Source organism: Paenalicyclobacillus ferrooxydans (assembly GCF_001399675.1).
In the GTDB taxonomy this organism is placed as follows: domain Bacteria; phylum Bacillota; class Bacilli; order Alicyclobacillales; family Alicyclobacillaceae; genus Alicyclobacillus_B; species Alicyclobacillus_B ferrooxydans.
This window is the reverse complement of sequence record NZ_LJCO01000107.1, coordinates 14,277-37,879: the sequence shown is the minus strand read 5'-3', so window position 1 is coordinate 37,879 and position 23,603 is coordinate 14,277. Positions and strand designations below refer to the sequence as shown.

Annotated in this window: 20 protein-coding genes; all 20 read right to left on the bottom strand. The window is 45.8% G+C overall.

Annotation, left to right across the window (positions count from 1 at the left end; all coding sequences use genetic code 11):
- Window positions 1-111: 111 nt before the first annotated feature.
- Entirely contained in the window at window positions 112-1,944 is a 1,833-nt protein-coding gene (locus AN477_RS22835; protein ID WP_054971482.1) for an ABC transporter ATP-binding protein, read from the bottom strand.
- Between the two features lie 461 nt (window positions 1,945-2,405).
- On the bottom strand, window positions 2,406-2,837 hold the full coding sequence (locus tag AN477_RS22830) for a lasso peptide biosynthesis B2 protein (RefSeq protein ID WP_054971481.1): 432 nt from the start codon (window positions 2,835-2,837) through the stop codon (window positions 2,406-2,408).
- A 38-nt stretch (window positions 2,838-2,875) separates the two neighbouring features.
- Window positions 2,876-3,166, bottom strand: coding sequence for a lasso peptide biosynthesis PqqD family chaperone (locus AN477_RS22825; RefSeq protein WP_054971480.1), 291 nt, complete (start codon window positions 3,164-3,166; stop codon window positions 2,876-2,878).
- Window positions 3,138-4,073, bottom strand: coding sequence for a phosphoenolpyruvate carboxykinase (ATP) (locus tag AN477_RS22820; protein ID WP_054971538.1), 936 nt, complete (start codon window positions 4,071-4,073; stop codon window positions 3,138-3,140). Before AN477_RS22820 ends, AN477_RS22825 begins: the two co-directional genes overlap by 29 nt.
- Window positions 4,074-4,220: 147 nt before the next feature.
- Entirely contained in the window at window positions 4,221-4,358 is a 138-nt protein-coding gene (locus AN477_RS24885) for a paeninodin family lasso peptide (protein ID WP_157062136.1), read from the bottom strand.
- 18 nt (window positions 4,359-4,376) lie between these two features.
- Window positions 4,377-6,320 (bottom strand): asparagine synthase-related protein, encoded by a 1,944-nt coding sequence (locus tag AN477_RS22815; RefSeq protein WP_054971479.1) that lies wholly within the window; start codon window positions 6,318-6,320, stop codon window positions 4,377-4,379.
- A gap of 282 nt (window positions 6,321-6,602) precedes the next feature.
- A complete protein-coding gene (locus tag AN477_RS22810; RefSeq protein ID WP_054971478.1) occupies window positions 6,603-7,592 on the bottom strand; it encodes a glycosyltransferase family 2 protein in 990 nt (329 codons plus the stop codon).
- A 198-nt stretch (window positions 7,593-7,790) separates the two neighbouring features.
- Window positions 7,791-8,015, bottom strand: coding sequence for a GtrA family protein (locus AN477_RS25985; RefSeq protein ID WP_157062135.1), 225 nt, complete (start codon window positions 8,013-8,015; stop codon window positions 7,791-7,793).
- Between the two features lie 353 nt (window positions 8,016-8,368).
- Window positions 8,369-9,409 carry a glycosyltransferase family protein gene (locus AN477_RS22805; protein WP_054971477.1) on the bottom strand — a complete coding sequence of 347 codons (1,041 nt, stop codon included), beginning with the start codon at window positions 9,407-9,409 and terminating at the stop codon, window positions 8,369-8,371.
- Window positions 9,406-10,476: a glycosyltransferase family 2 protein gene (locus AN477_RS22800; RefSeq protein ID WP_054971476.1), complete on the bottom strand. Its 1,071-nt coding sequence runs from the start codon at window positions 10,474-10,476 to the stop codon at window positions 9,406-9,408. The genes AN477_RS22805 and AN477_RS22800 overlap by 4 nt, the downstream gene beginning before the upstream one ends.
- Window positions 10,442-11,665, bottom strand: a complete 1,224-nt coding sequence (locus tag AN477_RS22795) for a glycosyltransferase family 4 protein (protein WP_054971475.1) — start codon at window positions 11,663-11,665, stop codon at window positions 10,442-10,444. Before AN477_RS22795 ends, AN477_RS22800 begins: the two co-directional genes overlap by 35 nt.
- A 226-nt stretch (window positions 11,666-11,891) precedes the next feature.
- Window positions 11,892-13,262, bottom strand: a complete 1,371-nt coding sequence (locus AN477_RS22790) for a lipopolysaccharide biosynthesis protein (RefSeq protein ID WP_054971474.1) — start codon at window positions 13,260-13,262, stop codon at window positions 11,892-11,894.
- Between the two features lie 194 nt (window positions 13,263-13,456).
- Window positions 13,457-14,638 carry a glycosyltransferase family 4 protein gene (locus AN477_RS22785; RefSeq protein ID WP_054971473.1) on the bottom strand — a complete coding sequence of 394 codons (1,182 nt, stop codon included), beginning with the start codon at window positions 14,636-14,638 and terminating at the stop codon, window positions 13,457-13,459.
- Between the two features lie 99 nt (window positions 14,639-14,737).
- Complete coding sequence (locus tag AN477_RS22780; RefSeq protein WP_169787947.1) at window positions 14,738-16,033, bottom strand: glycosyltransferase family 4 protein; 1,296 nt, start codon at window positions 16,031-16,033, stop codon at window positions 14,738-14,740.
- Between the two features lie 44 nt (window positions 16,034-16,077).
- Window positions 16,078-17,187 (bottom strand): glycosyltransferase family 4 protein, encoded by a 1,110-nt coding sequence (locus AN477_RS22775; protein WP_054971471.1) that lies wholly within the window; start codon window positions 17,185-17,187, stop codon window positions 16,078-16,080.
- A gap of 220 nt (window positions 17,188-17,407) precedes the next feature.
- Entirely contained in the window at window positions 17,408-17,947 is a 540-nt protein-coding gene (locus AN477_RS22770) for an acyltransferase (RefSeq protein WP_054971470.1), read from the bottom strand.
- Window positions 17,948-18,038: 91 nt separating this feature from the next.
- Window positions 18,039-19,208: a mannosyltransferase family protein gene (locus AN477_RS22765; protein ID WP_054971469.1), complete on the bottom strand. Its 1,170-nt coding sequence runs from the start codon at window positions 19,206-19,208 to the stop codon at window positions 18,039-18,041.
- A gap of 605 nt (window positions 19,209-19,813) precedes the next feature.
- Window positions 19,814-20,692 carry an SP_1767 family glycosyltransferase gene (locus AN477_RS22760; protein WP_054971468.1) on the bottom strand — a complete coding sequence of 293 codons (879 nt, stop codon included), beginning with the start codon at window positions 20,690-20,692 and terminating at the stop codon, window positions 19,814-19,816.
- 236 nt (window positions 20,693-20,928) lie between these two features.
- Entirely contained in the window at window positions 20,929-22,107 is a 1,179-nt protein-coding gene (locus AN477_RS22755) for an acyltransferase family protein (RefSeq protein ID WP_245631940.1), read from the bottom strand.
- Between the two features lie 52 nt (window positions 22,108-22,159).
- Window positions 22,160-23,602, bottom strand: a complete 1,443-nt coding sequence (locus AN477_RS22750; RefSeq protein ID WP_054971466.1) for a hypothetical protein — start codon at window positions 23,600-23,602, stop codon at window positions 22,160-22,162.
- Window position 23,603: the final 1 nt, after the last annotated feature.

Genomic DNA, 23,603 nt, shown 5'->3' with positions numbered 1-23,603 from the left:
TGGGTGCTTACTTCAAGGAGAGCAGTCATAAAGAATCATTCAATCACGTTCATTATAATGAACAACAAACCTCAAATCAACTCTCAAGCCGGCAAGGACACCGGCCCCGTATCAAGGATTTGTCTGTAGACGCGCTTGAGTCTGCTCATTGTCGATAAACTGCATCTGGTATAGTCGAGCGTACAATTCATTGTTACGAAGTAGTTCATGGTGTTGACCCTGCTCCACAACCCTTCCCTTGTCCAGTACAACAATCAAATCGGCATGATGGATGGTGGTCAGCCTGTGTGCGACTACAATCGTAGTTCGATTCTTCATCAAACGGTCCAAAGCCTGCTTGACAGCATATTCAGTCTCCATGTCTAAGGCTGATGTGGCTTCATCCAGTAGCAAAATTGGTGCATCCTTTAGGATGGCACGAGCGATAGCAATCCGTTGCTTCTGTCCCCCAGAAAGTCGCATCCCTCGTTCGCCAATTTCAGTATCATATCCTTCAGGCAACGACAAAATAAAATCGTGCATATTTGCATCCTTTGCAGCCCTAACCATTGCCAACTCGGAAGCATTTGGGTTGCCATACAACAAATTCTGTCTAACCGTACCGCTGAACAGGTATGTATCCTGCTGAACATAGGTGAGGAATGACCGCAATTCCGTTGGGTTCAAAAGCTCAGTTGGTCTCTCATCAAAGTAGATTCGACCAGAAGTGGGTCGGTAGAAGCCTAGTAACAGGTTCAACAATGTGCTCTTTCCGGCACCGCTTGGGCCAACAAGGGCCACCACCTTACCAGCAGGCACAGATAAATTTAGGCTATGGATGACATTGGTCTCTCCATCATAAGAGAACGACACATTCGCCAATGTCACAGAATGGTTCAAACTGATAGGGAGGGCTTGAGATAACTCTGGCGCATCTGAGTGGGTATCCCATTCCACAGGCTCTTCGAAAAGTTTCCAGACCCGTTCTCCCGCGGCGAGTGAACGTTGGAAATTTCCAAACTGAGTGCCCATTTCCGTGAAAGGAGCCATCAGTTGATACATTAATGTAACAAAGGCGAGCAAGGAACCAATGGACATGCTCCCCTGTGCGACGTAGTATCCCCCCAATCCCATGCAAATTAAAAAGGCAGCAGTCGCCCCCAATTGCGAGATAATCTGAAACCGGCCGCGCAGTTTGACCTCCCTTTGCTCTAGTCTCAACAGGTCATGTAAGTCATGAATGAACTTTTGCCGGAACATACCTTGCAAACCAAACGTACGAACAACGATGTGACCCGCAAAAGATTCGTTCAAAAACCCATGCATCTTCCCGTAATAATCTTGAATTTGTTTGCTGTTTCTCCGCAACAATTTGGATAGGATTAGACCAGCGCACAGCGCAATCGGACCAAACGACAGGCATATCATTGCGAATTTTGGATTTAATTTCAGCAAATAAAAAAACGCCGCCCCAGCCGTTAAAGGAAGACGGAACAAATTGAGAAGTTGCCCTCCGATGGATCCTACCGCGGTCTTAACGTCATTGGTCACACGTGACACCAAGTCGCCCGAGTGGTATTGGGAAAACACAGAAACCGGTAATTGCAAAGTCCTCTGATACAAAGCTTGCATCACATCACGGGATGTCTTGTTCGTAGTCATGAAGCTGAAATAGTTGTTCCAATACGTAGCCACGCTACTCAGGACCGAGACAATAAGACTGGCCACAATGAGCCACTCAAGCTTGCTCAACTCATGTTGAACAGCAGCCTCCGTGACACCCTTGAGAAACCATGCATTGAACAGTGTTATTGCAGTTTGTAAGAATATGAAGATGACCTGGTAGGCATATGCTCTCCAGTAACGAATCGCATAAGGGCGGAGCATGTGAAAATGCGTTCGGGTATATTTTAACCCGTCCCATTTTTTCGATAAGACAAGTAGCAATTGTCCGACACCTTGCATAGAACCACCTCTTTACATCAATACAGTTAGCACTCTCACTTCGAGCAAACACACACTGCAAACAGGTAATATTGTTCATTATATAGAACAACGCATTTCTTATCAATGACCACGACTCACGAGGATGTATTCAGGAGCAATTACAGCACTATTTGTCTATCTACATCAAAACCCTCAAACGACCTTCCATATTCATCCGCTATCAGTACGAATCGATTTGAACCGCCGCCCCTTCGTCTCTCCACGTCACTATAGTTGTTCTGTACAAAGGCAGTTTCCAGCCACATATGTAGCCGCAGCCGTTCAGTTGTAACCTGAAAACAACCTGTTCACCAATTTCAGGCGACTCGTATTTTAGATTTCACAAACTGACACGGAGCACAAAAAAACCTTCCTCGAACACTGGAAGGCATCTCATTTGTCGGGTGTCGACTAGAAATTAAGCATATTTAGCACTCTCCTCACGTATGGAAATTGGCAAACGCCGCCACCATAGTGAATTGCTCCATCCCTTCTGAACCTGTTACAATATATGGACCGCTCCGTAACCAGGCATGTGCGATTAATTTTCTTTGCTCATCTCTTCCAGTCCCCAAATAAAGCGTTGACTCAATTCCACGTCTCTTTAGCATTTGTCTTGCTGCAAGCGCTTTAACTAAACATTCACTTTCCCAGAATGTGTACTTACTCGCCAGATAGACCACATGTGAGATTTCTCTGAGAAGTTTATGATGTTCTTCCACCGGTTCATAAGAGGTTTCTCTCATTCTGTTTCCCAACTTAGGTGCTAATTTTGAAAATGGTACAGATTTGAGGATTCTCCCCCAAGCCAACAACACGAAGGCTTCAAAAAGCATGAATTTGGTTTCATTACTAGATCTGAAAAATCGCATTAATTTCCTCACGTTATTCCAAACCTTCCCATACCGTTCTAATCTTCAATGACTACAAGTTCTTCTTTAAGTAGATTAGAAATGAACGTAAGCACATGTTCCTTGCAAACACTGACCTCAACCTCATACTCGTTTAATAAATGGGTGATAATAGCGTCTATTTGGACTGGTTCCTTCATGGAATCCCAAATTTCCCCACCGATACTTCCTAAATTATAGTATTTTCCTTGCTCAATACTTAACATGACCTTGTCTCCATCCATATCCGTCACGATATTACCTGGTTTTTGCGCAACCTTACTATTTAACGGCAGCGAGTTTACTAACATCGACGTTTCCTCCCTCAATCGTTTTTAAAATGATTCCCACCAATTCATGTGCTGTGAAAACATCAGACGGACGCTTCAAATTATAAATTTTGGTTGAATTCGCAATTTTACTAATCTGATTAAAATGCCATTCCATAAGGCCTAATTGGGGAATAATAAAATTTCGGTAAGTATTAGTACTTAACGTTCTTAATTTGTTAATTCCTTTCATTTCTCTAACCTCAATATCTCCACCCTCGATGATTTCTAACTCAAAAATCCCCGCTAAGGGTACCGTTTGATTGTGAAACTTGGATGGAATCGGAACGGCATACTTATTGTTCCGTTTGAATAGAGGTGAATAATTTGATGAAGCTAAACCGAATTGATTTAGGCTCTCCTCCCATAATTTTTGTTGCGGGTAAGAAGGCACAACAAAAGGTACATTTTCTTGGGGAAACGTCACAGCTACCACATCATCCGTCAGCAAATGATATCCTTGGTTCAAGAAAGCTGATGCCAGAGTTGACTTTCCTGCCCCGGAATCACCCACAAATGCATATGCTTTTCCATTGATGAGGACCGTGCTCCCATGTACCGGTAGTATCTTTCTTTGTATTAATATGGCACTCATACATGTTCCGAGTATAAATAGTCGGATGAGATCTTCGTCTGCTTCTTCCATAGGTGAAACAGTGATTACTTTCCCTTCTTCAATAGCAAACCTAACCATATCGTAAAATTGAAAAGCCACTACATTTCCCTGAACAATTAACTTAATTGGATCTCGGTTAGCTGGAAAATGCAGCTCGGTCAAATTCCCCATTTGTATCCGAATATCTGGGGACTCCATGTTCCCACGAATAGATTCTAACTCCGAAAAGTAAATTTCACTTGAAACCGTTAACCCAAAGGCTTTATAGAACATTTCTCTTTCGAAACTCAATGTTTTCCACCCCTGGAAACACTTAATAGAGATAAAGCCCTTATACCTAAACTTTCGTATAAGGGCTTAAATCCCGGATAATCTACTCGCTTCATTTGTATGAAATTCAAGTAGACTATCCTATAGAACTTAACTAATAACCCTCTCTGACGGAATGTAAGTATCTGCCGGATAGACTTGATCAGTCACTTTGGTCCCGGTCAGGGATGTCATTGTCATGTTTACATCCAATACTTCTATTTCCGGTTTTTTCCAATTCTTTTTCATGGTTTCACCCCCCTTCATTCAAGCTGATTTTTTTAAATACCGATACAAAACAACACTTCGCATTAACAAAACATAATGAATATTGAAGGCATTATTGCACTGAGGCCCTATTTCAGCCGTTGATAAAGCTTCCTTTATTACTTGGCCGTCTACATATTCTAATATTCGCTCATCCTTAATGAGCTCTCTTACTTCACTAAGAAATGCTTCCCAATATGGAGCCATCCGGTGAACCCAATCGGCACCTTGTATTCCTCGGTAACTTTGATTCAATCTAACTCCATCTGGTAGATATTTTTCCGTAGCCCTTCTTAGCAAAGCACGATCCAATCCCTTCTGAACATATTGCTCTTCTGGGACTGATAAGCAAAAACGTAGTACCCTTAAATCATTTGATGGATCTCGAAACTGCAAACCGTAAACCAATGATAATTTTGCTGTAAATTTGTTCGTCGTGTCCCAATGAAAAACATCTTGAAAATGTCTCCTTCTTTGCTCATAAACATTCGTTGAAGATAACCAGCCTGTTTCGTCTATTCCATAATCACTAAGTTTGTGATAAACATTACTTCTCCTTGCAAACTCATGGTTAATCAACTGCGGCTCTGTTTCAGTTGGCTCATCCGAGGAAAACAGTCGGTCTAAAATAGGGAATGCTGTTCTTGTAATCAAAGACATTGTTCTGCGTCTTGATCCCCCGGCCTTTTGACTATACTGATTTAATTCTGAGATAAGCCGAAACCACTTCATTTTTCTTAAAAGCAGGGAATAGTAGTCTAACGCCGGCCCCCAGGATATGCCTACATTACCTCTTGCGCCAGACAATACTATACCAACATTTTCCTCTTTAGCCTTCTCAAATATCCCTTTCACCCAAAATGCAGCCTGAAAAAATTTGTATGGCGTCTCTATTATTCCAATCACATCGTCAATCTCAGTGAAGGGGTTCTTTCCTTCTAAATCCAGATAATGAGGAGCAACTCCACCGACATGCTGCACTGTCTTGTGAATAAACGGCCTCTCATCAGCCAATAAGTATTTAGACGTGAAATCAACAAAATCATTGGGGGGAATATAACTAAATGTATGTAATTGCTTTTCTCCCTTTAGAGCTTTTACCGCAAAACTTACAATAGAACCAGAATCTAATCCACCACTTAATTGAGATCCCACTCCGCGAAAAGTGCGCAAACGTGACGTGATGGCTTTTTGAAAAACATCCCGAAAAGCCTCAACATACTCGTCGTCTGATTTAAGCTTTAATCGTTTACCCGGAGTTAAAGTGCAATATTGATTAAACCTAATCCTACCCTCTCTGACCGAAAAACTATGGGAAGGAGGAATTTGCTTGATTGATGCATATGGTGTTATATAGCAATCTACAGCATCAACAGGCACTGATATAGCCAGATATTGCGCTAGCCACTGTTCATGTAATCTCTTATCTGAACCTGGTAGTCCTATCAATGGTTCCATCGTCGAGCAAAAGGCAAACTGGCTTGAAGATATCGTATAATAAAGTGTTCTCGTGCCCGAAAAATCCCTCGCCCCAAAAAACTTCCTTTCTCTTTCATCCCAAATCATGAAAGCGAAGTCACCAATGAGATGCCTTGGGCAGTCTTCTCCCCACTTGTAATATGCGAGGAGTATAAGCAGGCTATCAGGAATGATTTTTTGATCTTCACGCCCGACTTGAAGAGCTTCGAAGAGTTCCTCACGGTTATCTATGATAGAATCAGCCGTAATGGCACATTTCCGTTCAGAGTCATAAAACGGAAGTTGTTCCCCGATGGATTCTGGTGTGATCCATTGAGCGTGGCAGCCCAAGAACACAGGACCTTTTTGCCAGACCCGAATATCGTCCGCCGGGAATCTTTCCAAGGCTTTCATCATGCCGTTTCGTTGTTCAATTGAAACAGACTCTTCATCATTTAAGTTATAAAGACCAGCGATGGCGCTCATTGTGGATCACCTCCCCATAGAACGAGTATAACACATTCATTCTGTATTGAGAACAATAATTTGTATTAAAACGAACAATTTTAATCCGTTATTATTTGCGTATTCTCTTCAGACTGCGGCCGTACAATGGTGAATACAGACCATTTGCGGCTGAGCGAGCTTCTTTAAGAGAAGGGCACTGTCGAAGAAAGTCGAAGTTCTAATGTGCCCTAAGCGCGCAGCTGATTTTACATCCCCCGACCCGTTTTATACATGGCTGTGCCTGTACAAATTTTGCACAAATTACGGGGAACCGGACCATGTTCGACCTGTCTTGAACTGTTCTTTCGTCATCCTCATATCTACGTTTTGAGCCCCTCTCACCCTGCGCTTAAGACAGTACTTCAGGGCATCAAATTGACCCAGTTGCGTCGGTGCAAACTCAGCCAGCACGCCATCTTCTCTTCGCAGAACCGCTACGAGGTAGCGAAGTAATCCTGGGGATCCCTTTTGACCTACGAATAAACTAAACCATAGGCGGACTACCAATTTATGCAAAGGTAGCAGAGCGATTTCAGTAACGCTAACGTTGAATGAGGCGTTACGAATGGCTTGTGGGACGACCATGTCTCTTTGGTCGATGTCAAAACGAGGTGCGGGGTAGTGCTCCACACAGATAGATGGGTCATAGATGAGCTTGTAGCCCAACTTTCGAATTCGAAAACAGACGAAGACTTCGTTATGAACTTCAGCCCCGGTACCGCGGAAGAAATCCGGCAATGATACGAGATGCGTTCTAAATGAGGCGTTCGCCCCTTTCAATACATCGACCTCTTGTACCCCGTTACACCCTAAATGGTGATTTCCGAGCAGTCTACCGTACCAGGTCAAGGTCCCGACCTTACGGCAGGTGGGCTCTGTGAATACACCACCAATGAGATCTCTTCCCCCAACACCTCCAACTAACGGATCACGATAATAAGACAACAGTCGAGCCATCCAGTCGGGTGTAGGGATGGTGTCATCGTCCGTGAAGACGACGATCTCGCTTTTCACGGCCGCAAGTCCGACACGCAGAGCAGCTATCTGCCCCGGCTCAGACACCAACTCTAGCCGAGATACCACACTCGTTTCTGTTCTCCATGTATGTACTCTTTGAATAGATTCAGCGTCCGTAGCCCGGCAAACAACGATAACTGTGTCTGGTAGCCTCTGTTGGGCATCAATGGCCTTCAAGCACCGTATTAGCATGTCAGGTCGTTGATATGACGGGATAACTACCGACACCCTCATGACTCAGCCCTCCGTACTACTGTTGGCCATCTCTGAATTTGATAAGCATGGTCGTGGAAAACTCGTCTTCGACTCACCTACCAGCATCTCAAAGCACCCTCACTTATTATATGGCCACGTCACTTGGCACTAATTCCTCATAAAGAACGGAGCCATGATGCTCTTTCCACGTAACTCTGTCGTTCCAGAAGAAGTTGTTCAGCATGCAATGAATGACGCAACGATGGATGATGCAAGAGGATGCATATCAAACCAATGCAACAGCACGCTTAACGCTAAGAGGTTCACGCAGACGCCAAGAGCCCCGACCGAGCAGAACAAGTAAAAGCGTCTCTTTTCAGAACTGCTTTTCACGAGTCGATCAATATGCCGCAAGTAGCTAAAATGCTCGCGAAGGTGGAACAAAACTATACGAGAGCTCATTTACGGTCGCATAACAACCTTCAACGAAAATCTCCATCATACTCTTCCATCCGATGGGGTCGAGCGTACGACCTCAACAAAGGATCGACGGAAAGCAAAGTATCCCCCAGTACAGTCTGACATATTGCGCAGACACTTAATAGAGATCTGTCCTATGACTCTGGCCGTGCAAGAGATAAATTGTCGGATCTTGTTGTAGGTACCACAATACCCAAGTTCATAGTACCATCCCCCAAAGCATGTCTTTGTGAGAACCTCAAAAGCGCCTTAGATCAAACAAAATTTTAGGGAAGCAACTGAGACTTGTGTTCTATGTCCTCGATGCAAGGTGTGTGGTCGGCGAACACATGGTTTCAGAACGTGGCGGCGCTTCTTCCCTGAATACTTGCAATAGCTCCATTTACAGCAGCTGCGCGTTTAGCCCAGTTCTCCTTACTCAAGAAATCTCCTTGCTGTTCCGCTAACAGAGGATGTTCCAATGCCGTACTTACGCAGTCCAGAAATTCTGTACCTTTATCTGCGTAGAAAATAAATGGATACCGCCGCGAGTATTCCTTCACCTCAGGGTTTGCAATACCAACGACATTACAACCAGCGGCAACATATTCGAAAATTTTCAAGGGACCAGCATATCGATTGAATTCACTTTCTGGATAAGCAATCAGCCCCACTTGCCAGTTACACATGACGTTCCGAAGTTGTTTTACAGGCGCAGGACCTAGCACACGAATGTTGCCCCTAGTAGAACGCGTGGAGTGGGTCACGACTTCAATTGTGAAAGAACTGTTCCATTGAGACACGCTGTCAAGAAGGTCCCAATTCACGCGTGACTCCGAATAAGACACAACCCCTAAAATTGGACCACGTTGTTGCGTGGAAGGAGCAAACATCGTTTCTGGATCAACAGCATTTGGAAGATACATACAATCCCTAGAGATACTACGCAAACGATTATAATTTGCATTCGATGCACAAAGCACAAGGTCAGCATTCTCAACTACGTGCTGTTCGGTCAGGTAGAGAGAATCATACCTCTGTGGCTCAAGAGCTGGAAAATGGTCAAAAGCGTCGTAAACTTTTAATGCCTTTGGAAAATTGGACCATATCCAATGAGAGTCCGGATGCATAATCCACACCAGGTCTATCGTGTCAGTCCACTTACGCAAAGCCGCGACCTGCGCACGACGCGTATGAGACTCGGAAGCAAATCTTGAAGGGACAAGTATATTCGGAACGATCATTTTCTGTGAGTTATGGTGTCGCAAATTTTTAATCCAAAACGATGGTTGATCAAGTCTATACACTTGGTGTCCGTGGCTAGATAGATGGGCGAATAACTTTAATCGAACCCAGTCATCATCCACGTGGTAGCCAGTTACTACCAAGATATTCACGAAGCCTCCCTCCCACTCAATGCACTTCGTAAACTCGCTTTAAACGACTTCTGGCCAGTAAGACATGCTCGCGAAAGAGAGTCCGTGAACTGACTACGAGGAAGCAGCAGAAGCAGGCCAAACCAAAATAGAAACCACAGCACTGAGCGGATATCGAATTTGACCTTTGTTTTTCGTGATGCCCTTATACCCCGTACAAATAGTTGGACCGGAGTCACATTCGTAATTGCAGGACAGGGAGACTTAATGGCACTAAGCAAAAACAGTAGGCGTACAGAATCAGGCCAAGGATCAACCAAGCGGTGCCGATACTTTGGTTTCACGTTTTTGTTGGCCCAAGCTTCTACAACGTGTGCACGAGACATCACGTTTAGCGCTAGTTGTTCCTGCTCCTCAATGGAAACAATCCTGTTAAAATTTGAGTGGTTCTCATTGTGAACGCGGTAAAAGCCTCCTACTGAATGGACTGCATTGATGGGTCCGGTATAAGGAGCGAGAACATTCAACCAAACATCTGCTGCAATCCGAAACGGAACTTCTGGAATAGGCATGATTTTCCGTAAGGACTTCCTGGTGTACGCATTTCCAGATGTAGGTGGCCAAGTCCTCTCTTGAGACACAGACATTCTAGTGACATTCCCCGAGGGCAATGTCGTTTGTGGCACTAACTGAATCGGCTCAAATTCAGTACCGTCTTCGTGTATCGTGGACAGGGGGAAATGTACTTTTGAGTAATCGTGATGAAGCATCACTTCAACGACGCGCGACACAATATCTGAAGCAAGTCTGTCGTCAGCATCTAAGAAGAATACAATGTCACCTGTTGATTGTTCATATCCTGCATTCATAGCTCCTCCCTGCCCTAAATTTTTATCAAGCGCAACGAGTTTGATGCTAGACCCGTACCGCCTAAGTACCTCCAACGAGTCATCCGTCGATTTGTCATCCACAACGATAACCTCTACCAAGGCATAGGTCTGGTGTAATGCACTATCAACTGCATCTCGAACGTACTTCGCATAGTTAAAATTGTTAATGATGATGGAGACGGACGGTGGCGTTCCCATGCTGCGTCTCACCTCTCTCATTAAGCAACGTATGAACGTACTGGTAGAACTCGTTGACGTACCTGCGCCCGCTACTTACAACGGTGCTGTCTTGATGGACTCGCCAAGGTGCCCCAAGGATTTCGAGCACAGAAGAAACAAACTTCTCTGAAGATTCAGGAGAGACCAGCTTTCCATGTTGGTCGCTCACCAACCATTCTCTAACTCCACCCACGTCGTAGGCTACCACCGGGGTACCAAGCGCAATGGCTTCTGCGCCTGACAGCCCGTAAGTTTCTGGTAAGTGACTGGGCATTACGCAAACTGTTGCAAGTTCAAGCTGTTCTTTCAGTTCGATATCCTGAAGAAACCCCAAGTACACGAGTTTGTGCTTCAGGTTGCGTTTTTGTGCGAACTGTTGCAGTTCGTCCACTTGACCACCAACCCCAGCCACATGCAGCTTTACGTTTTCAGGCAATTGGGCAAGAATCTGTTGAAGTTCACTTAAGCCCTTAACCCCCTCAATTCTTCCGGAGTACAGCACGAATTTTTCTTTCGATACATTCTTCGCAGTCCCCATACCTAAAAAACGATTTGGAGGATAACTTAGCACTAGCCTATCCTTTGGGTATCCTGACTGTATGTAGAGGAAGCGAACATACTCTGAATTCGCGACAATCCTATCAAGCCTGCTGTCCCAGTATCTAGCTGCATAGTTTGTCATCAAACTCCGCAAGAAACCGAGGAAAGAGTACTGCTTCCGCCCACCATCGAAGTGACATCCGCGCGCCTTTCTATGTACAACGCAGTGAAGCCCAAATGCCTCATTACAGACGCTACTTACGCCAAAACGATACTTTTGATTATTTGGGCATACACAGCTTGCTACGTGTAAGTATCTGATGGCAGGAATACCGTATCTCCGCGCAAATCGGATAAGACCATAATTAAACATGAGCCCATAAACAAGCACGTCAAATTTATTTGCATCTAAAATGGTTTGAATCCCTTTCTGCAATGTTTTAGCAACAAAGGGAAATGGATTATCAGCGAAGGCCTGAGGGATTACAACATGGGTGTAGCCAGGTGTGGGCCTTGATGCAATCAACGTCACCTTGTGACCATCCTTCATGAGTTCATTTACAAGAACGCGAAAAGCCTGCTCAGTACCTCCTGTCCCTACGAGATCAGCAAACATAAGAATATTCACACAGTCCCCCCCTTTTTTTGGCGCAAGCTAGATTAAGAACACTAAGAACGTATTACTCCGAGAACCTCATAGGTAGCCCTACACGGACTTTTAGGATAGACTCACACACGTGTTCGATGCCAGCGTAATGTTCATTATAAAGAACAGCAAAGCAAGGGTCAACTCCAACAGTGTTCATCCAGAGTTGAGTAATGGCGACCCAAAAATTCAATCTTGAAACTAGCCCTCATCCCAAGTTTCTCCTCACCAAGACCTTGCTATTTTTGCGAAGGTGACTGAAGACAGCAGCCATGTCGACGACTCTCGGAATCATATCCAGGACTGAAATACGATGCACAGTTACGTGGTACCAGACATATCGTACACAGAGATCTGTGATTCGACCAACTACGGCAGCAAGAGCCGCCCCGACCAAACCCCAAGTATGAACAGTCAGCGCCATAAACAAAAGGGTGGTTCCTACGCCTATGGCACTCCCCACGGTATTATGCAGTGTACGGCCGGTACTGCTTAAGGCGTTAGCCAACAACACAATAAGCCCGCCGAAAATTGCATTAGGCAATAGAAGAATCGCAGGAACGATTGCAGGTGAATAGTTATGGCCAAAGAGAAGTGGGATCAAATACGGTTCAGCAAGCCCTAGGAGTAGTGCAAATCCAGTGACCACCATTGTACTCTTTCGCATGTAGTTACATACGCGCATGTGCAGAGCCTCTGCATCATCGCCTATCATCTGTGGAAAAGTCGTCATTGCGATTGAATTTGGCACCGTCCAAAGCACTCCGGTTGCGCTGTTGGCTGTTTGAAAATATGCAAGTGCAGACGGTGACAAGGCCGAGAATAAAATCATCTGATTTGCGTTGCCACTGAAGTTTAGGATCAGGGAACCTCCGTACCCTTTCAGGCTATACCAAACTCCAGTTTTCAGTATTCTCCCAGAAATGCGCCCAGGTTTTGCTATGTACAACCTCAAAGGCCAAAGAAAAGGCAACGCGCTGGCTACCGACACGACAGCTCCCGTATATAAACAGGCTACAATACTGAGTGCATGCACCGCGAAAAGTACTACCCAAGTCGCCGTGAGCGTTGCGGGTACAGCCACTCGAACGAAATTTGCTAAGGAGAACCTTTGTTCAGCATTCAATATGCCATTGAAGACCGCGGCTATGGGACCTAAACACGACGAAATATAATAAATATGAGCTGCAATTGTTTGTCCATGCGTATAGTGCCCCTTTAATACGTGCATAGACAATAGCTCCACAGCAGTGAGTGCGATAACCCCAGTAAATATAGCCCACAGCATCATGGTCGAAAAAACATCCCTACGCCTTACCTGCTCAGATGACGCCCAGAGGTACACGGTTGCGTCGTATATACCGATATCGCATAACCCTAGTATAAAGTTACTCCACATCATCACCTCTACGTAAAGTCCTCTGTCCTGAGCTGTGAGCCCCCTAGATAGTGCAATTGCAGACACCACGTTTATGCCAAGAACCATAAACATGCTCAAAAACGTCTGCATAGTCTGGAGCAAAAATGATACTTTACCTTTCTCACCAGTGCGGTTTAAGCTAAATTTTAAAGCACCCAACAGGTGTATCCTCCCTGTGACCATACTTCCTTGTGCTTGGGAGTACGGCGAATTACGAAACCAGTGCGGGAACTGTTCCGTTTGAAGTATCGTTGCCCGTCAAGTAATTTAGACTCGGATATCATCACGCTTCTAACAAACCTTTCTTATTAAGACCTACACCATATGCCTCCGGACAAATTACAAGGATATATTTATATGCGTAGGCCTGGTACGTCCTGCACAGAGAAGTGCGAAGAGACGGCCTTCAGTAACTTAGAACGGATAGCCTCATCTGAATAATCCTTCTTAAAAAGCTCCCTTGCTCCCTGCTCTAACCTTTGTCTAAGTGATTCATCGGTCAGCACCGCTTCTATGGCTTCTGCCAAGGCATTTGAATCACTTCCAGGCACCAAGAGGACGTTCTCTGCTTGTTTGAACTCTGGATCTGTTTCTTTTCCGTCCACCGAAATAAATGGTCTCCCGCTACGCAGATACGCTGCAATGACACCCCTCCTACCTGAGGGACCAGATTCATTTGCATGGAGATTCAGGATGCTTCCGGATAAGATGTCACTCAGCTTATCGTCTTCTGCAAATCCATAGGTCACCAACCGGGATTCGTACCCATGACTCGCGCACATAGACCGAAGCGCTTGCACTGTTGGGGAAGAAACGTCAAATGCACCAACCAGGACAAGACGTATAGAGACAAATCGTAGCGCGACGCGACAGAACGCTTCGACTAAGGTTTCTAGTTGCTGCCCGTCGCTTAAAGTTCCATACCAGGTAATGTACGGCCAAGGATAAACTGTGCTGCGTTCGTTGTCAGGTTTACGAGCACTCACGTTTCCAGCAGGCACACGAAAAACTTTTGCCCCCCACAGTCTCGCCAAAATCCTCCTCCGATGCTCGTTGGTTACGATCAACGCACTGCTTCCGCACCCGATTATTGCAAGTTGCATTCGGTGTATGACACTTAACAACAACTTCTTTGGAGATAGACTCCAGTCGTAGTACAGTTCATGTATATATGTACTTACCGGAACAGCAAACTTCAGACGAATCCGTAACGGTAGTGTGCACGCCAAGACAGCTATTCCCGCACGCCCCCACATATGCGGTACATACTGAAAGATAACAACATCAGGACGAGTTTCCTCGATAACTTTGTCGACAACACTCACAAACTTTCTCATGTTGGTAAAGCAGCAGTAATCGACCTCGGTTCTGTCACATCCGGGTGCACTCTGTTTAACTGGTTGTTCGGTTTTCTCACAGACCACGGTGATTGAATCAAAGTCCTTGCTGAGGCACTTGACCAACAATGCGCTATGGTCCGCTAATCCGTTATTAGTTGGCGGAAAAAATCGAGTCACGATCATTAATTTAGGCATCGCCGCCCATCCTTACATATAAGTATTCGGCATACATACCGACACAACACTCCGTCCTCAATGGTTAACCATGCGTTTTCTTGGCAGGGGTTGAGGTAATTATCCCTCCAACTGATGCAACTGTAAGGGTGACACAGTTTCAGAGTCAGTACTGTTTGAGCTTACACCGCAGGACGTTAGATACTCCATCAAACGTGACGCAATTACTTCGCCACAGTACAGACGTTCACATTCCTGTCTGGCGATGGTTCGAATATCAACGCGCTTGCGTTCATCTTGCAGGTCATTGACCAAGATACGGACCGCGTGTTCAAATTCTTCCATTTGACCATCGTGAAACCTTCTGCATGCGAGCTCATGGACCCCTTCTCCCGCTCCAACCTTATCGCTGACAACTACAGGAATGCCGGAAGCAAGAGCCTCAGCCACTGTGAGCCCAAATGGTTCGTAATGGCTGGGTTGGACCAATATGTCTGACTGGCGGTAGATTCCACGCATACCACCATCCTTTAGACCAATCTCACCCACATACTTAGCTATCCGTAGATTGAGATTCTGTAGCAGTCCTTTATAGTCAGACCACTGTGACTTTTCTCCCACGACCTTGATTTCCACATCATCCTTTAGGTCATCTAGTCGGTGAGACAACTCTACTACCATCTCTACCCCCTTGCGGACCGCAATTCTAGATACAAACAGAATTACCAGACGCCTTCTGACGTGAGGGGGACTTTCAGGAGAATAGTAATCGAGATCAATGGGGTTTGGCAGAATTTTTAGCTTCCTCGATGGCACTCTGTAATCTTCCATGACGTCCTGGGCAAAGTTCTGACTTAAGCCAAGAATGAGGTCAGGGTAGCGAATATGGCGTTTTTGAATCACGGAACGAACAGTTAACATGATTCGCGCTCCAAACCGCATTACGAACGATTCAGATGCCTTGGATAAATGGTCTTCCGCCTTATGCCAACGCAGCTCTCCTTGAGCATGGACAGAAGGATGAAGCACAATCGGCGGGAGTTTGCTTCGGAACCTTTTTAACGCTGAAAACTCGATGTGTGAAAATTGGTAGACCACATCATAGGAACGAGTCTGGTGTAACCTTAGAAGTTGGAATGCTAGGCGATTTTCAGCCCTCAGGTTCGCAATTTGTCCTGTGATAAAGCTCAGCAGCCGGTTTCGGCTATACCACTTTCCCCACTGCCACGATGAAGGACCGCAAATGAAGCGTATATGTTCTAGGCTTCCTAAGTGCTCAGGTATGGAGTTGGGATGCCCTGGAACAAAGCAGTCGACCTCAATCCCAAGCCTGTCTAACTCTTTCAGCAACTGGCTTGAGACACCGCCAGCGCCTCCTCCATTACTGGGCATGGGGCCAATCCATGCAATCCGCACCGGTAACGCCTCCTTGATTTCGTCCATGTTTACATCCCTAACTCCTACAGGGCATCCTGTAGCCACAAATCAATGTCTGCCGCCATCTTGTTTGGCGAGAACCTAGAGGCGGCCACGGCAGCATTCACAGATTGAGCTTTCGCAATTACGCCTGTATCGAGCAAGTTTTTCATCGCTTCCGCCATCTGTTCGGGTGTGGGATTGCTTGACACCACACACCCAATAGCTCCATCTGTAATTATTTCCTCAGGACCGCCCCCTGCACAGGCTACTGCGGGCTTACCAGCTAGCAACGCTTCGACAAGCGCAATCCCAAACGGTTCCCCCTGACTCGGAAGAACAAATAGGTCCATGGATTGTAGCCAATCTCCGACCTGCCGTTGCTCTCCGACAAACTGCACGGCTTCTCCGAGGAGTTCCTGCCCCATTCGTCGGAGTTCATCCCCATAACCAGCTGATAGCCCATGGGTTTCCCCTCCCACCACAACTACCCGGAGCCCTGGAAGGGACTGCTTTAGCACAACTGCTGCCTTGAGAAATAAGTCAATGCGCTTCCATGGCTGTAAGCGCGCTATTGTTCCGACGATAGGTCCCTTCTCTCCACCCAACAATAATCGCCGAATCTCTGTAACTCGCTCGCGGCTTGCCGGTAGCTGGGAAGCCGCAGGATGAATGGCAAAGCTTCGAACGTCCGGAACGCTCTTGCGCAAGGCATGAAGCGCGATGACGCTTGAACATGCCACACTCTGTACCCTTCCGAACCGTATAACCCATCGGTCAAGTCGAGATAACACGCGTGGAATATCGTGACGCCACATGTAAAGCGGAATACCCTTTTTGCGCGCTGGAAGGGTGACATACACACCAGCTTTTGGCATCCAGGCAAGCACGCGATTTATCTCCCAATCGTCAATCAACCTTGATATTTGTACCTGAGAGGAAAGCCACTTCCTAGTGTCTCGCAGTCGACCTACGTCGATGACTTTGACCGCGTATTTGTGGTTTCGAGCCGTTTCTGCCAAACTTCCATCTCTTAGAAACAGGAAATGAAGGACTACATTGGACCGATCCCTCGCTGCGCTGAGATATGTAGCCAACATCTGTTCTGCCCCACCGCCGAACTCCCCTAGTGGCATCACAACTAGTACATTCACCAAAGTCACCCTTGTCGACTAGCGTCATATGTTCATTATAAAGAACGAAATACCAACAATCAACCTTTAATCTGAAAAGGCAATAACATGTTTTTTAGTTTGGATCACGGTTCTAGTAAACGCTACAGATTATTAATAGATTCCAACCGTGGGCTTAGCCACACATACCACTTGCGCATCAACCGTCGAGCTACACAGGGAACTGTGGTCCTAGGTGTGGTCATTGAAACAATCGGAAATAGTTGAGTTCGTACTGAAGGTTGCTCGCCCGTGTTCCAATCACTCGAGCAGGTACTCCGCCCACTATGGCGTATTCAGGAACATCCTTAGTCACGACGGCACCTGCGGCAACGACCGCCCCCCGACCGACTATCACGCCAGGCAGTATCATTGACCGAGAGCTTAGCCAGGAATCGTCATGAATCACAACCGGTGCCTCTTTCCCACCGAAAAGAGGATGATTTACATCATGTTCCGCAGTCAATATCATCGTCTCAGGAGAAATGTTTACATTGTTTCCGATGTACAGTCCCCCTCTGCCATCTAACATGCAACCACGATTAATAACCGAATTGTCTCCAATTCTTATACCGCCGCGCGTCATGAGAAGAACGTCCATCTGCATAGCAGTACCCGTGCCTATGTCTACCTTAAGAAGCTTGCGGTAAAACAAATTCCTAACAGTATAAAATGGGATTCTATTAACCCAATGATTGGCAGCGTACATTAGCAACTCAAACGCAATTCTTCTTGCCTGCATAGTATCCACCCAATCTATTCAGCCTTATCGATAACCGATTCAATTATTCGGGAACTCAACGTACACCTGACTGCTGTGAAAAGGACTCAGTTCACTGGAACCAAAGTCCATGAGAAAATAATGCAGCACCGATTGCAGCGACGAGTGCAAACAGCAAGAAAACGCCCCATATTAAGCGCTTATTGAAGGCTAAAGCTATGCCGCCGTACACAGGAAAGTAAACCGTCGCGAATCTCACTGCGCTGTGTAGTGGCAAATTGGTCCCTGGGATGAACGAGATGGATATTAAAAAACCAACAGCGACGTACCACCTAGCCCCTAACAACTCCCATGAATCGCTGCTACTGAGCTTGGTCCACAAGGCAAAAATGCCAATGGCGATCGTTAAGATGCAAGCAGTCAGCAACGTCGTGAACTTGTGATGCCCAAATACGTCCCACAGAAGTAATTGTCTAATTGGTACCCAAGGCGCGGCCCAGTGAGCTCCCCAAAATGTTGTCTGAGTCGTCGAGAAAGCAAGTGGTTGATGAAACCTAACGAGTAGATAAGTCATGTACAGTCCTAGGCCTATAGCATAGCCAACACCCCATACCAACGACGACCAAACGTATCTGGTATCACGGCGGATGATAGATCGAATGAACAATACCAACGGAAATAATCCAAGGACTATACCGGTCCCTTGGGTGAGAGATGCCCCTGCTCCCCAAATCGCAGCAATCCACCAACGTTGCTTAGAAGCAGATTGCAGCGAGAGAAGCCCAAAAAGGACGGTCCAAGGTTCAGCGTAAATTGTTGTGTAATAAATGGACGCCGGATTCACCGCAAACAGCCAAACAGCAATTCGCGAGCGCTTCTCGGAAAGCCCTATTCTCCGGAAGAAACCAGAAAGTAAAATAAGGACCAGTCCCATTATAATCTGTTCAAGCACCAGCATAGTCCACTTTCCAAACACGTGCGTTAATAAAGGAACCAGTGGAAAAAACGCTGTAGCTCCTAAACTGTGGATACCAGGAATAGATCCATAGCCATATCTCCCTATCTGAATGAACCACAGGCTGTCGTACTGAAACCACAGATGAGCTTGCTTTTGAAATGTCATCTTATTCGGACTAATGTGCAACGGCACGACTGTTGCTGCGGTTAGCAACAAATCGTGCACGGCCAATATTGGCGCGACGAACCGCAGCAGTTTCAGGAATGGGAATGTTCGAAAACGGGACAGCTTGGAGCTTTGATTCAGCACGAGCACGGGATCCATTTGTGTCCGCCTTTCAGTGAGCTATGTATGAACCTGTAATGCACTGTCCTTGCATCAACTACTTAAGCCTACTCGCTTGCACTACCAACGAGAAAAGGCGGACGAAGCGTCCCACCCTAGCACAGCCTTAATACACGCGCATTAGGCTGATAGACCTGTGAACTCAGGAGGTGGACGGATTACAGGATAATCACATACAATTTCGTCGATAATAATCCACTAATGTATTACCGTTCCTCGTGTGACACACCCCCTTCCTAGATTGGCGAGCTTACCTCAGACAATTCCCCCCTAGTAGATCAGTTGCATCTCTGGATAATCTTGCCCTACAGCTCGATTGAATTGTTTCGACTGATTCTTTTGAGAACGAGAAAACGAACTTACTGGTCTTTGCCGTCAAGTTCCTTACGACAGGTTTTTGTTCATTATAAAGAACAACAAAATGTGTGTCAACTTTCGGTGGCTAAATGATGCATTAGGGATAGAACCTGTACTTAAATCAATGCCCAGAAAGTTTTTCGAGGATCTCGTAAAGTATTACCCTATATATGCCTAGGAACAGACCACAGAGCTGTTTAATTTCATAATTGCAGTCGAAGCGCACCTCACGATATTCTGCTGATGACCTCACTGTCGTATTTGTTATCGCAAACTTCCTCCACCTGATCCCCCAACGGAACTTCGTTGACATATTTCTTCTTCACAACGGATTTATCTACCACCCCGCGTAGAAACCACTCGTATTCTATGTCGATATGGCCTACATCAACAGCTTGAAATCCATATCTGGTCAGGTCATAGGCCAACACGGTGGCTGTCGGCCCCAGTGCAATCAGAATTAGCTTATTCTTACTATTCTTTGTTGCCTCCCTCAGAATTTCCTGATACATCGAAAATGCATTCTTCGAGGGACACAAGATTCTTTCTATCGTTTTAGCGTTAGCAAACAGATCGTTCCCAACCCCTAATCTACTCAGTGATCCCTCAATAATGAGTACCTCACGCTTATCCCACAATTTTTTAAGCTTATCAAAACGCTCTCTAGCTTTACTCTTGTCCTCATGGTCAATATATAGTCGTGTCATCAGAGCATCGTAATATTCCTTTTTCCAATCCAGCATCTTATAAATTGTAAATCGATTGTACCGAAGATAACGTTTCCAATGATATTTGGATTTATCTGTAAACCTTTCTATTGACCCAAATACATCGGGTATGCCAACAATGTGATTATCCAGCTTGGCTCTCAGGACTTGTTGGAGCCTCATCCTTAATATAGGTTCACTTTCTTGAAAAAAGAGACTCTCTCCCTCCATGATCTTGAACTCGCCGTCTCCGAACCGACTGATGGATACCCTATCGTGAGCTACCTTATTAAGAGTTTCATCGGTGTTCCTCACCCGAGGCTTAACCAATAAAGAAAGAAGCCAATTGAACATCCGAACGGTAATGAAACGCTGAACCCTACAAAAGAATCTGCTCATCTGTGCCTCTCCCTCAACAATAATCCTGTTCCAGCATCTAACGCTGCTCCCCCACCAAACTCTCCCATCAACATGATAATGAGTATGTTCGTCGACGACATCATATCCTAAATTTTTCTCTATCAAGAACAATTTAGTGCAAAACAGTGACTGAACAAACTATTGGTATTAGCTACTTTCATAATTGCGCACAGGCGTTGCAGCGCCGAGGTTCTATCGGTTAAATAACCTACTATTTAGCGGATTTCCATGGAAGCAAATCTTCTAGCCGCACGATATCCTGAGCGAATCATAAGTTTGGTCGCATCCCGAAACTGAGTAGTCCGTGCCTCAGTCAGCTGTGCAATCAACCATGCGTAGAATAAGATTCCTACCAGAATTGCGAGCGCAGTAGCCAAGTTCACAAGTGTAGGATGCCACACGCCCCAGGTACCGTTCCCAACTGCGACCCTCAGGAGGTTTATAATTGGATAGTGTGTGAGGTACAAGGTGTACGAAAATCCAGCAAGAGATACGGAAGTATGCTTAAAACCAGGCGATGCGATGCGACTATTCGATAGATGAAACACCAGATACAATATAGCGGCAAAAACGGCCGCGACGACAAAATCAGCTGGAAACGAGCGCACCATATCAAAGTTGGCGACGTGGTACTTTGTGATATAGATCTTTCCAAAAAGCAGTGCGACCGGTGCCACAATGAAACTTAAGAGACTGAGCGAAACAACCATTGTCGATTTCGACGCAGACTTTGGCGTCGGCAGTACTGCAATACACACGCCCAACAACCAAATAGCAAAGTATAGCACAATAGATTTTCCTACCATGCCAATCATCAGCATCAATACCAAACCATATAGCAATCTGTTTTTCCAGTTCTTTGAACGAATCATCAAGATGACGCAGGGGAACATCATATAATACCAAAATTCATAGGTTAGACTCCACAACGGAAGGTTTTGCGAAAAGTTTGGAACGAAAACTCCTTGCAAAAATAGCAGGTTTCCAACGAAGGTGTGTAAATTGGTTGTGGAGACGAAGTAATTATTGTCATGAAAAATCCCGACCTCCACTCTGGCCCATATCCAGGCGAGCACCAAAGCTGGCAGAAGCACAATCCATAGCCTTGTCAATCTCTGTAGCAAATAATCTGACCAGCTCCACGTCCCATTCTGTACCCTTTTAAGAACACTGGATCCAATTAAAAAACCACTGAGGACGAAAAAGAGCATGACAAACTGATAGCCAAGGCTAGTCAGTCCATACACCAACTTGGCACCGAACTGATGGGCCGTAAGAGCACTGCTGCCCACGAACAAAACCGGTCTCAAATGAAAAACCACGACATACAACGCGGCAAACCACCTAAGTAAGTCAAACCATGCAGACGCCTGACTTGAACGGTTTAACGTCATAATCCGCACGCACGCACCTCCTTTTGACTAAGCACATTTATGGACACCTTACTCATCCAGAGTTCGCTGTCAATGGCCCAGCATAGCGCTGGTCTGCGTTTACCCTGTCCAAGTACCCAACAGCAATCCACACTACAGTAGCCGTCACGTAGAGTTCTCCGTTAATCCATTGTTCAAATGTCGCAAGCAGCACCCCAAGCCCAAACAAGCCAATTAAGGAGCGCGTCAGAGCAACTCTAAACGCCAATATCAACATGCGCACCATCAAAATAAGGTAGATGATACCACCAGCCAAACCGTCAGAAACAAACATATTGCTAAAGTCTGCTTCTGTTCCCGTATTCGCAGAAGAAAATTTACTCGCAGCAGTCGTGGTACTTCCAAGTCCGTAGCCAATGACAGACTTGGCTCCTCTCCATATCCCTGCAAATGATGTAGAAATGTGACCACTCAACGTTGAATTTTGCCCAGTGATACCCGCAATCTGGTGTTCTACCAGTGCATTACTAGTCGAATGCATATGATTTATTTTGACGAGCACACCAACCAATACAAGGGATACAACTATGCCCAAAATCACTTTAATTTGCGGTGTCTTTCCGGACATGACTGTTAGCACAGCAATTGCAACAGCCGCCAAGATAAGGGGTCCACGTGCAGACTCCATAAATAATGCCCATCCAATCACAGAGGCGCCCACTAATCCATAGATTTTTGCGAGCAGATTTCCACGGAGCACATATAACCACCCCACGCAGATAGACTGAGCCAAAAATTCTGCATACTCTTGCGGATTATCCGTCGTCGACAGTGCACGGTACTGGTTGCCCACGTGCAGGGCGGTAATCTTTACGATAGCAATCCAGTCATTCTCAAATGGATAGAAACCGTAATATGTTTGCTTCAGGCCATAGAGTGCTGCGACAATACCCATCACAAACACGGTGTGAATAATTACCTTCATCGCTCGCTCTGTCATCACCGTACGCGCTGTCACCATCCAAAACAATGGTGCTACGTAGAAGATGATGGCCATGATACCGACCATGGGGCTTCCTTGCCTGGGATTCACGATTTCCACACAGTCAATGAGCACCATCCACCGAACCAGTTTGAATACTGGAGTGTCGTTGAGTAGCGGTTCACGCAGGAACAGGTATCGGTAAAACCAATATGATCCGGTCAGAAGCGCCACAGAGGGACCCACGAGTACGAGCGGATCGAAGGAGCCCCATCCAGCAATAGGAATCAGAATTCGGCGAATCAAGCCAAGCAGCGGAAGGTACACCATCACAAGAATGATGCTTGCGTTTGGCCGTGTGATGCTAATGGCGAGTGTCAAAAACAGCATTGTCAGCCCAAGGAGGGTGCGGATGCTTGCCGGGTGTAACACCGAGTGTCCAACGTACAGGCTCATTCCGATGGTTATAGCGACAAGAGTCACTTTAAGAAAAACCGTCTTTAAACCAACTGGATACCGAATTCTTAACAGCAAT

Bases quoted from the DNA above. Each gene is read 5' to 3' on its own strand.
- AN477_RS22835 (WP_054971482.1), bottom strand. From the start codon at position 1,944: ATGCAAGGTGTCGGACAATTGCTACTTGTCTTATCGAAAAAATGGGAC.
- AN477_RS22830 (WP_054971481.1), bottom strand. From the start codon at position 2,837: ATGCGATTTTTCAGATCTAGTAATGAAACCAAATTCATGCTTTTTGAA.
- AN477_RS22825 (WP_054971480.1), bottom strand. From the start codon at position 3,166: ATGTTAGTAAACTCGCTGCCGTTAAATAGTAAGGTTGCGCAAAAACCA.
- AN477_RS22820 (WP_054971538.1), bottom strand. From the start codon at position 4,073: ATGTTCTATAAAGCCTTTGGGTTAACGGTTTCAAGTGAAATTTACTTT.
- AN477_RS24885 (WP_157062136.1), bottom strand. From the start codon at position 4,358: ATGAAAAAGAATTGGAAAAAACCGGAAATAGAAGTATTGGATGTAAAC.
- AN477_RS22815 (WP_054971479.1), bottom strand. From the start codon at position 6,320: ATGAGCGCCATCGCTGGTCTTTATAACTTAAATGATGAAGAGTCTGTT.
- AN477_RS22810 (WP_054971478.1), bottom strand. From the start codon at position 7,592: ATGAGGGTGTCGGTAGTTATCCCGTCATATCAACGACCTGACATGCTA.
- AN477_RS25985 (WP_157062135.1), bottom strand. From the start codon at position 8,015: ATGAGCTCTCGTATAGTTTTGTTCCACCTTCGCGAGCATTTTAGCTAC.
- AN477_RS22800 (WP_054971476.1), bottom strand. From the start codon at position 10,476: ATGGGAACGCCACCGTCCGTCTCCATCATCATTAACAATTTTAACTAT.
- AN477_RS22785 (WP_054971473.1), bottom strand. From the start codon at position 14,638: ATGCCTAAATTAATGATCGTGACTCGATTTTTTCCGCCAACTAATAAC.
- AN477_RS22770 (WP_054971470.1), bottom strand. From the start codon at position 17,947: ATGCAGGCAAGAAGAATTGCGTTTGAGTTGCTAATGTACGCTGCCAAT.
- AN477_RS22765 (WP_054971469.1), bottom strand. From the start codon at position 19,208: ATGGATCCCGTGCTCGTGCTGAATCAAAGCTCCAAGCTGTCCCGTTTT.
- AN477_RS22760 (WP_054971468.1), bottom strand. From the start codon at position 20,692: ATGAGCAGATTCTTTTGTAGGGTTCAGCGTTTCATTACCGTTCGGATG.
- AN477_RS22755 (WP_245631940.1), bottom strand. From the start codon at position 22,107: ATGACGTTAAACCGTTCAAGTCAGGCGTCTGCATGGTTTGACTTACTT.